At 41.5% G+C, this 13,187-nt stretch carries 11 protein-coding genes; 9 read left to right on the top strand and 2 right to left on the bottom strand.

What is annotated here, in order from left to right:
- Positions 1–244: 244 nt before the first annotated feature.
- Positions 245–1,744, bottom strand: coding sequence for a sodium/proline symporter PutP (gene putP, locus HUX68_RS09395; RefSeq protein WP_174614583.1), 1,500 nt, complete (start codon positions 1,742–1,744; stop codon positions 245–247).
- Positions 1,745–2,233: 489 nt separating this feature from the next.
- Here putP and HUX68_RS09390 point away from each other — a divergent pair, with 489 nt between their 5' ends.
- The 3 genes from HUX68_RS09390 to HUX68_RS09380 all read left to right on the top strand — a co-directional run bounded on the left by HUX68_RS09390 (position 2,234) and on the right by HUX68_RS09380 (position 4,146).
- On the top strand, positions 2,234–2,731 hold the full coding sequence (locus HUX68_RS09390) for an SEC-C metal-binding domain-containing protein (protein ID WP_217424797.1): 498 nt from the start codon (positions 2,234–2,236) through the stop codon (positions 2,729–2,731).
- Positions 2,732–3,088: 357 nt separating this feature from the next.
- Positions 3,089–3,376, top strand: a complete 288-nt coding sequence (locus HUX68_RS09385) for a hypothetical protein (protein ID WP_246206645.1) — start codon at positions 3,089–3,091, stop codon at positions 3,374–3,376.
- Entirely contained in the window at positions 3,376–4,146 is a 771-nt protein-coding gene (locus HUX68_RS09380; protein WP_174614582.1) for an RQC-minor-1 family DNA-binding protein, read from the top strand. Before HUX68_RS09385 ends, HUX68_RS09380 begins: the two co-directional genes overlap by 1 nt.
- A 230-nt stretch (positions 4,147–4,376) precedes the next feature.
- Here HUX68_RS09380 and HUX68_RS09375 read toward each other — a convergent pair whose 3' ends face one another.
- Entirely contained in the window at positions 4,377–5,261 is an 885-nt protein-coding gene (locus HUX68_RS09375) for a LysR family transcriptional regulator (protein WP_174614581.1), read from the bottom strand.
- Between the two features lie 172 nt (positions 5,262–5,433).
- On the opposite strand from HUX68_RS09375, the gene hutG reads away from it, so the two are divergent.
- The 6 genes from hutG to HUX68_RS09345 all read left to right on the top strand — a co-directional run bounded on the left by hutG (position 5,434) and on the right by HUX68_RS09345 (position 13,079).
- The gene (gene hutG / locus HUX68_RS09370) at positions 5,434–6,375 is read left to right on the top strand and encodes a formimidoylglutamase (RefSeq protein WP_246206644.1); all 942 of its coding nucleotides are present in this window, start codon (positions 5,434–5,436) and stop codon (positions 6,373–6,375) included.
- Complete coding sequence (gene hutU / locus HUX68_RS09365) at positions 6,369–8,042, top strand: urocanate hydratase (RefSeq protein WP_174614580.1); 1,674 nt, start codon at positions 6,369–6,371, stop codon at positions 8,040–8,042. The genes hutG and hutU overlap by 7 nt, the downstream gene beginning before the upstream one ends.
- 3 nt (positions 8,043–8,045) lie before the next feature.
- Positions 8,046–9,305, top strand: a complete 1,260-nt coding sequence (gene hutI, locus HUX68_RS09360; RefSeq protein WP_174614579.1) for an imidazolonepropionase — start codon at positions 8,046–8,048, stop codon at positions 9,303–9,305.
- Between the two features lie 63 nt (positions 9,306–9,368).
- Positions 9,369–10,031: a flavin reductase family protein gene (locus HUX68_RS09355; protein ID WP_174614578.1), complete on the top strand. Its 663-nt coding sequence runs from the start codon at positions 9,369–9,371 to the stop codon at positions 10,029–10,031.
- 171 nt (positions 10,032–10,202) lie between these two features.
- Positions 10,203–11,549 (top strand): YjiH family protein, encoded by a 1,347-nt coding sequence (locus tag HUX68_RS09350; protein ID WP_174614577.1) that lies wholly within the window; start codon positions 10,203–10,205, stop codon positions 11,547–11,549.
- A gap of 195 nt (positions 11,550–11,744) precedes the next feature.
- Positions 11,745–13,079, top strand: a complete 1,335-nt coding sequence (locus HUX68_RS09345; RefSeq protein ID WP_174614576.1) for a YjiH family protein — start codon at positions 11,745–11,747, stop codon at positions 13,077–13,079.
- The last annotated feature ends 108 nt before the right edge of the window (positions 13,080–13,187 follow it).

Here is a 13,187-nt window from a genome sequence, read left to right as displayed (position 1 = left end):
ATTCAGGATAAAGAAATTAACAGTAATTTACTGCAGTGTTTAGTGTAGGAATCATATGTGAAGGAGCTTTGTTGAATCCGGAGATACCAGACAAAGTGATGCTATTGTGAAAGAGTTTGGGGACAAATAAAGCTGGAAAACCAAACTTTTACCCTGATGGGTGCAAGTATGGTTTTCGACAGTTGATTACTGGAACTTTTTTCAAGCAACAAGGGGACAGGATGAGCCTGCCCCCTATGTCCCTTTATGATTTTATTCGTTGTTCCATCTCATCAAATTTTACTTTTATTTTCTCATCTGGTTGTGTTGTGGCTTTACTTACAACATAAATTGCAAGAAGACTTAACAGGAAACCAGGAATGATTTCGTATATGCCCTCATTCAGTCCGGGGAACTTTGCGTCCCATCCAAGTGACAGCCATAGGATAACTGTTAGTCCGCCCGTGACCACACCAGCAATTGCACCTTTTTGTGTCATTTGCTTCCAATGGAGACTTACCAGAATTACGGCACCAAACGTCGCACCAAACCCGGCCCAGGCATGACTGACAATACCGAGAACAGTCTGGTTATTTCCAAATGCAATCCAGGCGGCGATTAGTCCGACTGCTAAAACAGCCAACCGTCCAATTAGCACAAGCTCTTTATCAGACGCATCTCTTCTGAAAAACTTACGGTAAAAGTCTTCGGTAATCGCACTGGAAGTAACAAGTAATTGGGACGAAACCGTACTCATAATCGCAGCCAGTATCGCAGCAAGGATAAAACCGGTAATAATCGGATGAAACAGTACAGCCGCGAAATCGATTAGAACCGTCTCCGGATCCGGCAGTGCACCACCATGGTTTGCGAAATACACAGCACCCAAGATACCAGTCGCACCAGCACCGGCCAGCCCGACAACCATCCAGCCAATATTAATGCGGCGGGCAATTTTCATTTCTTTCACATCACGAATCGCCATAAAACGAACAATAATGTGCGGCTGACCAAAATAGCCGAGCCCCCAGGCAAGGAGTCCGAGTATACTTAGAAATGTCCCCCCAGTAAAGATATTCAGCATGTTAACATCGGTTGCTTCGCCAATCTTCCTGAGCTCCTCTGCCAAACTAATATCCCCGCCAATATTCGTAAATACAACAATTGGAACAAGAACAAGTGCAACAAACATAATACATCCCTGCACAAAGTCTGTTGTACTTACAGCAAGAAACCCGCCGAATAAGGTATAAGCAACAATAACCGCCAACGTGACGAATAATCCGGTATGGTAGCTTGCTCCAAATGCACTTTCAAATAACTTACCGCCGGCAACAAGCCCTGAAGCCGCATAAACCGCGAAAAATATCAAGATAAAAAGACCGGAAATAACACGCAATATACGAGATTTATCGGCAAAACGATTTTCCAGATAATCCGGCACCGTAATCGCATTATCCGCAATTTCGGTATACACACGTAACCGGGAAGCAACTACAAGGTAATTGATATAAGCACCGATTGATAATCCAACAGGAAGCCAGACCTGCGACATTCCCAAGGCATAGAATGCGCCCGGGAGCCCCATAACCATCCAGCCGCTCATATCGGATGCCCCGGCTGATAACGCTGTAACAGCAGGCCCAAGGTCACGATCACCAAGCATATAACCATCCAGAGTTTTTGTCTTCCGATAGGACCAGTAACCAATAGCCAGCATCCCTGCCATATAAATTCCCAACGTTATAATTGTTAATGCATCCATTTCTTTTCCCTCCTCTTTCCGAAGATTTAATTTTTCGAGCTGAAATCTTAAATTAAAACCTGTATTGGCGATTATTTAATCAGTGGGTCATATAAACACCTCCTCCTATTTAAATGTGATATGTCTATTTTATCACAATTATTTCTCAATTTTCGAAAAAATGAGAAATAATACTTAGTAGTACATATATTCATCCCATCGCACTGTTTTGATTGAATTGAGGGAAAGTTTAGTTAATTGCTTATGATTCTGACGTGGGACACGTGGGAAACAGTGCTGGAATCGAGATAAAAGCGCCTGTCTAATTAATGCATGGTTTTTCGCCGAAAAGATGGAAGATGTTATGCATTAGAGATTCACGGAAATATTTATAAATTATCCTCAAAATTGTTTTTTGACTGTTCTTTTTTATGAATAATGCACTGTTCGGTAAGTGAATGAACATTAACGTATCAGACTTACAAATAATTTTTGATAGGGGCGTTAGAAATGAGAACAGTTAATTCGGATGCTATTTTACAAGGAGAAGCATTAAGCTTTATTGAGGTCTTTGGAGACACTCAAGGTCTTGCTATTGCAGATAATCAGTATTCAGCTGTGAAATATTATGTTGTTGATATGTATTGCATGAATCCCGGCTGTAAATGTGATGATGTTTACATTCAGTTTATAAAAAATGAAGAACGGGTCAATTATGTTCGTGCCGATTTCACTGTTCTGTTTTCCTTAAGAACGAAAAAATATGAGATTAAGGAAATAGCAGGAGTTGCCGAACAAGAAGTAAATGATGTTGTGATGAAAGAAGTGAGAAAAGATAACGAGATGGTCAAACTGTTGAAACAACGTTATAAAAAAATGAAAGAAGCTGGAAGGTATGTGGTGCAAGGTGATAACAACATGGTGGATAGGGAAGAAGACAAGCCTAATCGGAATGTCCCTTGTATATGCGGAAGTGGGAAAAAATACAAAAAATGCTGTGGTGCTTAGAATAAGGGACTCTAATTGCATGCTGTATATGCTCACCTCGTTTAAAATAATGTATCAACCAAGTTTTGCTGTTTGTTTTGCAGCATGGACTCCGATTTGGCCAAGTCTGCTTCCACCTCCTCTTTTTTTCAACGTTGACCCAGGCTGTTTATTTTGCCATAGAAGTTTCTTCCTTCTTTTAAAACAATCTAACTTTATAGTACATGAATATCAGGGTTTATATGGATTGATTATTTATCCGATTCGTAGCCACAGCAAATGCCATTCCATCAAATAAACCCCATACGCTTCTTCCATTTACAATATGTTATGATAGTGTTAGTAAACTATTAAGAATTCTTGAAAGGTTTGAGATTGTTGGGAAAAAGTAAAAAGTATGCTACCTGGGCCGAAGCTAAAAAACGTTGCCGCCTTAATCAGGCTGATATTCAAATGGCGAAGGAGCTTGGCATGAAGCCAAAAAGCCTGCTGAAAAACATTCCTTCGTCCAACCAGAAATGGAAAGCACCCGTCAAAGTGTGGGTTCGGGATTTATATGAAAAGAAGTTTGGCAAAATACTTACGACAGAAAATAAGCCCCCGGTGAAAAAGAATAAACCTACCAAAATGGATCCTAACATTTCGGATGAGGAGTTGCCTTTTTAATGTCAAAACATACCAGTAAACAATTAGCGGAAGCGGATATTCGAGCTATTTTGCGGGCAGCAGATGAGATCATTGCGGAAGGTGGAAGGACACTGCTTGCCAAGATTTTAAAGGGATCACGTGAGAAAAAGGTGCTGCTATTGGGTTTAAATGATTGTCCAACTTATGGGTGGTTTCGCGCAGAAAAGCTGGAAGGTGTCATGCATAAGATTGATTGGATGATTGCGCATGATTTTTTGGATATTCAATACAGCGGCAAATTGCCTATGATTATTTTTACGGACCGTGGATGGGAAATTGAAGCTGATCAGCGTGCGGATGAATTTTTAAGTGAATGGGATCAATGGCTGGAAGATGGTGAGCCGTCGCCGGATATGTATTATTTAAAAGACCGCAACCGTCATATAATATTATTGTTCCTCGAAAAGATTGGTGAAACAGGCGACAGTAAGTATATTCCATATTTGAAAGAATGGGAAATAGTTGATTATAAGAAAGTAAGAGCCAAGATCCGATCAACCATCGACAAGTTGGAGGCAAAATCGCCTATTGATCTGAGCGCCGTCAACGAAAGAACCGAATCTATTCATGAAGCGCTTAAAGGGGAAGCACCCCAGGATCTATTGCTGAAATGCTGGGAGTGCGGTGATCGTTTTACTTTTTCAGTGGGGGAGCAGCAGTTTTATAAACAAAAGGGGTTTGTCTATCCCAAAAGATGCCCTAAGTGCCGTGAAAAAAGGGAAATGGAAAGGTTTGGGCTTTTTGAGTGATTTTTTAATTATTGTTCAAACGAGAGTTACGGTGGACTCTCGTTTTTTAGTGCTGGTTCTGATGGGTCGTTCACTCGATTTGGAGGGGTTCGCACGTTTCACCGAGAGTTCGCACGAATGGGCAGGTAGTTCGCACGTTTTACCGAGATTTCGCACGTTTCATATTCTGTTTCCGTTCTTATTTATTGGAAACTGGATTTGTCCCTCCCCATTAATTTTGAAACCACTCCCTAACCAAAAAACTCCTCCACCAACGTAATAAACCGTTTTACGACAGGTGGCAGGTACCGGTTTTTGTCATATGCCAGATATACGGTTCTGGCAATGCTGGGATCGTGGAACGGTTTGATCATGGTTTGGAGCGACCTTTTGGAGAAGCGTACATAGTTTTCCGGTATGACGGTGATTCCGAGGCCGCTTTCGACCAGGCTGCAGCCTGTTTCGAAACGTTCGATTTCAAATTGGATGTTTAAATAGACACCTGCTTTGTGGAATGCATCGACAATGTCTTTCCTTGTCTGGAACCCCTCTTTACATACGATAAAATCCTGTCCTTCCAAATCAGGTATGCGAAGCTTTGTTTGGTTTTCCAATTCATGGCCGGGTGGGATTAATGCGACCAGCCGTTCGTTATAAATAGGTATGGTTTCAATTTCCTCATTTTGAATGAACTGATTGGTTATGGCCATGTGAATCTCAAAATTGCTGAGTGCTTTTGTTACATCGGAAAGGCCTAAGGTTTCCAATAGACTTACCTTTACATCAGGCTGCTCCTGCTTGAAATTCTCCAAAACTTCGGGAATAAAAAACATTGATGATTCAATCAGTCCAATGGATAGATTTGGCGGCCCCACTTCCTTTAATCGGGTCATTTCATGTGATACATGTTCATAATGGTTCAGCAGTTTTTTTGCCTCATGATACAGGATTTGTCCCTCATTCGTTAATCGGAACTCCCGGTATTGTTTATCAATAAGGGAAAAATTCAGTTCTTTTTCAAGTTTTTTCATGGATGCGGTCAGTGAAGGCTGGGTAAGATGGAGTTTTTCTGCCGCGCGTGTATATGTGGTTTCCTCAACTAAAGTCGCGAAATATTTCAACTGCCGTATTTCCATTCAATCTCCTCCATTATAAATAAAATCTATAGAATTATAGAAAAGAAGTATTGGTATTTATAGCATAAGCCTATTATAATTTTATGTAAAGTTATAGTATTCAGAAATATACGGGATGCAGAGGTGATTCAAAATTTACAAACCATCGGAAAAACAGCTTTGGAGTGGGAGGGTGGATACTGATCATGACGTGTCCGGTTTTCGTTTCCATCAGGTTGTAAAAGTTGAGGATATCCATAAATTCCGCCAAAATGACAACGCTTTCGCTATTATTGGTTTTGCTAGTGATGAAGGTGTAAGGCGCAATAAAGGTCGTCAGGGGGCGAGTGAAGCTCCGGATGCTGTCCGTCAAGCCCTCGCAAAACTGCCATATCATTTGGATAGCGACATAATCGATGCCGGAAATGTTATCTGTGAAGGCAGCGATTTGGAAAAAGCACAGGTGGAGCTCGGCGAACAAGTCGAACGCATTTTACAATCATCGGCTACTCCGGTCATTATCGGCGGCGGCCATGAAACATTATATGGGCATTATTTGGGTGTAAGGAAGTTTTTAGGTAAGGATTCCAAGCTTGGCATTATCAATATTGACGCACATTTTGATTTGCGCGATGACGAACTTCCATCATCCGGCACCATGTTCAGACAAATTATGGAAAAGGATGAAAAGGCCGGTTATTTGTGTCTTGGGGTGCAGGAGTTTGGAAATACAAAAGCGTTGTTTAAAACAGCGGATGAATTGGGTTGTCACTATATGCTGCAGCAGGAAGTGGAGTCAGGAAATTTTCAGAAAGTGCAGCGGGAGATTGATGCTTTCTCAAAAGACCATGACTACATTATGCTGACGCTCTGCACGGATTCCATGATGGCTTCTGCGGCACCAGGGGTCAGCGCGCCAACACCATTAGGCCTGGATCCTAAAACAGTCAAGAAAATCATGACATATACAGCTGCACATGAAAAGACCATCAGCTTTGATATCTCGGAAGTGAATCCGCGTGTTGATGAGAATGGTAAGACGGTCAAACTTGCGGCTTATCTGGCAGCGGAAACGATGAAAAGTTTTCGTCACACAGCTCAAAATTACAATGAAGCGGAGGAGATCAAATGGTAACGGATGCCAAGAAGCACATTGAACAGTATCGGGGAACGAAACTTCATACAAAAGGGTGGCTGCAGGAAGCTGCATTACGCATGCTGAACAATAACCTCAATCCGGAGGTTGCGGAAAACCCGGATGAACTGGTCGTGTACGGTGGTATCGGTAAAGCAGCGCGGAACTGGGATTGTTATCACGCTATTGTGAAGGAATTGAAGCGGCTTGAAGATGATGAAACATTGCTGGTTCAGTCAGGCAAGCCTGCTGTTGTTTTTAAAACACATAAGGATGCGCCAAAAGTGCTGATTGCCAATTCAAACCTTGTTCCGGCGTGGGCCAACTGGGACCATTTTAATGAATTGGATCAGAAGGGTTTGATGATGTACGGTCAGATGACAGCCGGCAGTTGGATTTACATCGGGAGCCAGGGAATTGTCCAGGGCACATACGAAACGTTCGCTGAATGTGGGCGCCAGCATTTTAATGGAAGTTTGAAAGGAACCATTTCGCTTACTGCGGGGCTTGGAGGCATGGGTGGTGCGCAGCCATTGGCGGTTACGTTGAATGAGGGGGTATGTATCGCGATAGAGGTTGATCAGCACCGGATTGACCGCCGTTTGGAAACGAAATATCTGGATACACAGGCGAAAAATTTAAGTGAAGCAGTCCGGATGGCACAAGAGGCCCAGGATGCAGGGACACCTCTTTCAATTGGCCTGCTTGGCAACGCTGCGGAAATTTTACCGCAAATGATTGCGGAAGGATTTATTCCGGATGTGCTGACCGATCAAACGTCAGCACATGACCCGAAAAATGGCTATGTGCCGGTTGATATGACACTGGATGAAGCGGCTGATTTACGGGAAAAAGATCCACAGCACTATACACAACTTTCCAGAAAAGGTATTGCAAAACATGTCGAAGCAATGCTGGAAATGCAGCAAAAAGGCGCCATTACGTTTGATTATGGCAACAATATCAGACAGGTGGCAAAGGATGAAGGGGTTGAGAATGCCTTTGATTTTCCTGGATTTGTTCCCGCCTACATCCGCCCGCAGTTTTGTGAAGGAAAAGGACCATTCCGCTGGGTAGCTTTGTCAGGTGATCCGGAAGATATTTATAAAACAGATGAAGTAATATTAAAGGAGTTCAGCTATAATGAATCGCTTTGCAAGTGGATTCGCATGGCACGGGAAAAAATCAGTTTTCAGGGACTTCCGTCACGCATTTGCTGGCTGGGCTACGGGGAACGTGCCCGCTTTGGCAAAATCATCAATGATATGGTGGCAAGCGGTGAAATAAAGGCACCGATTGTCATCGGGCGTGATCATTTGGATTCCGGGTCCGTCGCTTCACCCAACCGTGAAACTGAAGGAATGAAAGATGGCAGTGATGCCGTCGCTGACTGGCCGATTTTAAACGCGCTTGTTAACAGTGTCGGTGGAGCAAGCTGGGTCAGTGTTCATCATGGCGGCGGTGTCGGCATGGGGTATTCCTTGCATGCAGGCATGGTTATTGTTGCGGATGGAACGAAGGAAGCCGAAGCAAGGCTGGAACGCGTATTGACAACAGACCCTGGAATGGGTGTCGCTCGTCATGTTGATGCGGGCTATGAACTGGCAGAAGAAACCGCTCGAGAAAAAGATGTACAGATACCAATGTTGGACAGCAAAGGAGAATAAATCATGGCAAAAGTTTTATATATTGAAAATGCGTCACAGGTTATCACGATGAAGGGTCATTCAGAAAAACCAGCTAAAAAAGAGGCAATGAATGATATAAACATTATTGAAAATGGCAGTGTACTTATCCAGGATGGCAAGATTTTGGCTGTTGGCCAAGATTCTGAACTAAAAAAAGAATATGCAGATAGTATTGCTGAGGCAGAGAAAATGGATGCCCGCGGCAAGACAGTGACACCGGGGCTGATTGATCCGCATACCCATCTTGTTCATGCGGGTACAAGGGAAAACGAATATGCCATGCGGCTCCAAGGCAAAACATATATGGAAATTATGAATGCCGGGGGCGGAATTCATGCCACAACCCGGGCAACGCAGGAGGCTGATTTTGACCAGCTTTATGCCGAATCGAAACAACGTCTGGACACCTTTTTCACGTATGGTGTGACAACCGTTGAGGCAAAGAGCGGCTATGGATTAACGCTTGAACATGAACTGAAACAGCTTGAAGTTACCAAAAAACTGAATGAGGACCATCAGATGGACGTTGTGTCCACGTTTATGGGTGCTCATGCTGTACCGATGGATGAAAAGGATAATCCGGAGCCGTTTGTGGACCGGGTGATCCATGAAATGATTCCGGAAGTCGCTGAAAAGGATTTGGCAACATTCAATGATGTTTTTTGTGAACGCGGGGTGTTTACACCAGAGCAATCACGGCGGATTCTGGAAGCAGGGAAGAAACACGGCCTGATTCCCAAAATACATGCGGATGAAATTGAGCCCTATGCCGGTGCGGAACTGGCAGCTGAGGTTGGGGCGATTTCGGCAGATCATCTGCTGAAAGCCTCCGATGAAGGTATTCGTCAGATGGCTGAGAAGAATGTTATGGGTGTCCTGTTGCCGGGAACAGCATTTTTCCTGATGGCAGAGTTTGCCCGGGCAAGGAGAATGATCGATGCAGGAGTTCCGGTTGCTCTGTCCACCGATGCTAACCCAGGATCATCCCCGACATTATCCCTGCAGTTCATCATGAACCTGGGCTGCCTCAAAATGGGAATGACGCCGGAAGAGGTTTTAACCGCAGTAACGATTAATGCAGCCCATGCAATTGGTCGTGCAGATCGGATTGGAAGCCTGGAGCCGGGAAAACAGGCTGACATTGCGATTTTCGATGTGCCGAACCATTTGATGTTGTCGTATAAGTATGGGATGAATCATGTTTGTGCGGTGATAAAGAAGGGTGAGCTAGTAACAGGGTAACTGCATTAATTTAAAAACATTTAAGTCGCCAGATATAAACTAAACACATTAGGAGGAATATACATGCATTATTCAACAAAACAAGGTACAAGAAGTCATGGATTACCGTATGATCCTTTTAAAAGTAGTACAATACCGCGTCCTATTGGTTGGCTTTCAACCCAGTCAAAAGATGGGGTAGATAACCTAGCACCGTATAGCCAATGGCAGAATCTTACATGGGATCCACCTATGGTAATGTTTGCGGCAAATCAATCGGTTTTAGGCGGAAGAAAGGATACAGTTCGAAACGCCGAGGAAACTGGTTGGTTTGTTTGGAACATGGCTACTTGGGATCTACGTGAGGCGGTGAACATTTCTTCAAAGGCTCATACTTCAGATGTGGATGAATTTGAATCCGCTGGTGTAAACAAGGATAGTTCCATAGAGGCTCCCGGACCACGTGTTGCGGAATCGCCAGTTCATTTCGAATGTGAGTATGTTCAAACAGTCAGAATTCCCACTGGTAATGAGGTATCTACAGTCGATTTGGTTATCGGCCGAGTAGCACATGTGCATATCTCAGATGATATTATTCTACCTAGTGGAAAACTTGATGTGTTAAAAATAAAACCGATTGCCCGACTTGGGTATTATGACTATACAGTTATTAACGAGATATTTGAGATGGTTGCACCAGCTGCTTCAAAAGAAGAGTTGGCTGGTTTGGAAGGACGAAATGTTTAAATAACAACTGGTTTAATATTAGCATGTGGCTGGTGAGATTGTGTTCGGCTTTAAATAAAGCCGAACATACCTATCAGTTTTTGCTTTTAATTACTTTTGTCGAGTATAGCTATAGGTAAAAGTATATACAGTTTACAAAATGTTTAAAAATGTTAAAAAGGAGGATTTTCCATGAGTGAAAAACAAATTTCATATGAAACACCGAGCTCCGAAATTAACAATAATATTTATCGTGTATCGAATGTTTTAAAGTTTTTGGTTTATAGTTTAATTGGTATCTTTATGTTTTTTATACCAGTAAAGATCAACGGCACATCTTCTATTCCTTTAGACCATATAGTTACATGGCTCAACAGTACGTTTCCTAGTATTACACCATTATTTGCTCTGTTGGTAATTTTAGGTGGTGCCATATATCCATTTGCTACAAAAACCTGGAATACTAGCAAATTCAATGTTGTTTTTTCTATTCTTAAAGTATTAGGGCTTATTATTGGTTTGGCTCTTTATTTTAATGTTGGTCCTTCATGGCTGCTAACTCCAAACATGGGTCCTTATTTGTTTGATAATTTAGTTGTACCAGTGGGAATTACAGTTCCATTAGGAGGGGTATTATTAGCCTTATTAGTGGGTTACGGATTACTTGAATTTGTTGGTGTCCTTGGTGAGCGTATTATGCAACCTATATGGAAAACACCTGGACGTTCAGCAATTAATGCCCTTGCCTCATTCGTAGCTAGTTTTGCTGTTGGCTTATTAATAACTAATCGTGAGTATAAGGAAGGCAAATTTACTGTTAAGCAATCTGTTATTATAGCCACGGGTTTTTCAACGGTAACGGTTGCGTTTATGATTGTAGTTGCTAAAACATTAGAATTGATGCATATTTGGAATCTATATTTTTGGACAACATTGTTTGTTACATTCGCAGTGACGGCTGTTACAGTACGAATTTGGCCTATCAGTAAAATGAGTGATAAATATTATAATAAAGGACAAGGCGAACCTGATGAAAAGATTCAGGGTGAGTACCTAAAAAACGCTTGGAAAAATGCAATGGTAGCAGCTAACAATGCTCCAAGTTTAGCTAGAAATATCTGGGATAATTTACGGGACGGTATGGTTATGACAATGAGTATTCTACCAACAATATTATCAATTGGCTTGATATGTTTGGCTTTGGCCGAATATACACCATTATTCGGTTATTTAGGTTATATATTTTATCCGATTACAGCTCTACTACAAATTCCAGAGCCATTTCTTGCTGCAAAAGCTGCTGCAATCGGTATTACCGAGATGTTTCTACCTGCACTGTTAGTAGTTGGAGCACCGTTAATAACAAAATTTATTATTTCTGTAGTTTGTGTTTCCTCAATAATCTTTTTTTCCGCAAGTGTACCTAGTATTCTGTCTACGGAGATCCCAATAAGTATTCCAAAGCTTATAATTATTTGGTTTGAAAGAACTATAATAAGTTTAATAATTGTAACACCAATAGCTTTTCTTTTACTTTAATGGCTGAAGAAATATATGTTTTTTGTTTTGAAGAGAAATCGATTCAATAGCAGTAATAAAGTTCCTGTTGGTTATTTCTAGAAATATGAAATCTCTTTGTAAGGTCAATCAATCGCAAATGGATAAAAGAGGAAGCCAATCGTTGTTGGAAGGCAGTTAATTAAAGAATAATTTCCATTATCAGGAGGGTTTAAAATGGAGAATCCTTTACATGACGTTGAAGCAAAAGAAGCGAATCCCACAAACGGAAAAAATGTTTTGAAATTCGTAATTTACAGCTTTATAGGGGCATTTACTTTTTTTATCCCGGTTACCATTAATGGGAATTCCACGATTCCGCTGGATCATATGGTCACGTTTGTAGAGGAAAATTTTACGGCAGTTGTGCCTTACTACATTTTGCTTGTCATTATATTTGGTGCTGTGCATCCCTTTGTAAACAAAACTTGGAATAAGGATGCTGTTTATATCGGGTTGTCTTTCCTTAAAATCATTGGGATGATCGTCGCGTTTATGCTCGTCTTTGATTTTGGCCCAAAATGGTTGTTTGATCCGGACTTAGGTCCATTTTTATTTAATAGTTTAGTAACGTCAGTCGGTATTCTGGTGCCAATTGGGGCAGTGTTCTTAGCACTTTTAGTCGGTTATGGTTTGTTGGAGTTTATTGGTGTGCTAGTGCAGCCAATCATGAAACCTATCTGGAAAACTCCGGGACGCTCTGCAATTGATGCGGTTGCTTCGTTCGTAGGCAGTTACTCGATCGGACTGTTAATAACTAATAAGGTGTTTAAAGAAGGAAAATATACAATAAAAGAAGCAACCATTATTGCAACAGGGTTTTCAACTGTATCCGCTACATTCATGATCGTTGTCGCAAAAACACTTGGAATTATGGATATTTGGAACATATATTTTTGGGTGACGTTAGTGGTAACTTTTCTTGTAACCGCTATCACTGTGCGAATTTGGCCATTAAGTAAATTAAGCGACTCCTATTATAATGGTCAGGAAGGACACCCTGAGAAAAAGATTGAAAAAAATCGTTTAAGGGAAGCATGGAGTCAAGGAATGGAAACATCTGAACATTCGTTACCATTATTGAAAAATATTTGGGTGAATTTAAAAGATGGCTTCATTATGGCAGCAGCAATTCTTCCTTCCATATTGTCTGTAGGTTTACTTGGCTTAATTCTGGCAACATATACGCCGGTTTTTGATATTCTGGGATATATTTTCTACCCATTTACCTGGTTGGTTCAACTACCTGAACCGCTGCTTGCAGCAAAGGCGGCTTCAATTGAAATAGCGGAAATGTTTTTACCTGCCTTATTGGTAGTTGAAGCATCATTGGTTACTAAATTCGTGATTGCTGTGCTGTCTGTTTCCGCGATTATCTTCTTTTCCGCATTAGTTCCTTGTATTTTATCAACTGAAATTCCGATCAGCATTCCGAAACTGTTGGTAATCTGGTTTGAACGGACGGTTTTGACAATTATTATCACAACCCCGATAGCATTTTTGTTGTTGTGAGTTAATAAGTTTAATAGAGTTTGTAAATGCAGAATTGTTAAATCAAGAGGCAAATTTCTTCTCGAGCTAGGGTAGAAGTTTGTCTTTTTTGTTATTGAAAGTAATTGT

Source organism: Virgibacillus ihumii (genome assembly GCF_902726655.1).
Classification (GTDB): domain Bacteria; phylum Bacillota; class Bacilli; order Bacillales; family Amphibacillaceae; genus Lentibacillus; species Lentibacillus ihumii.
The sequence above is the reverse complement of the archived record's forward strand: the minus strand, read 5'-3'. Positions and strand labels throughout refer to the sequence as shown.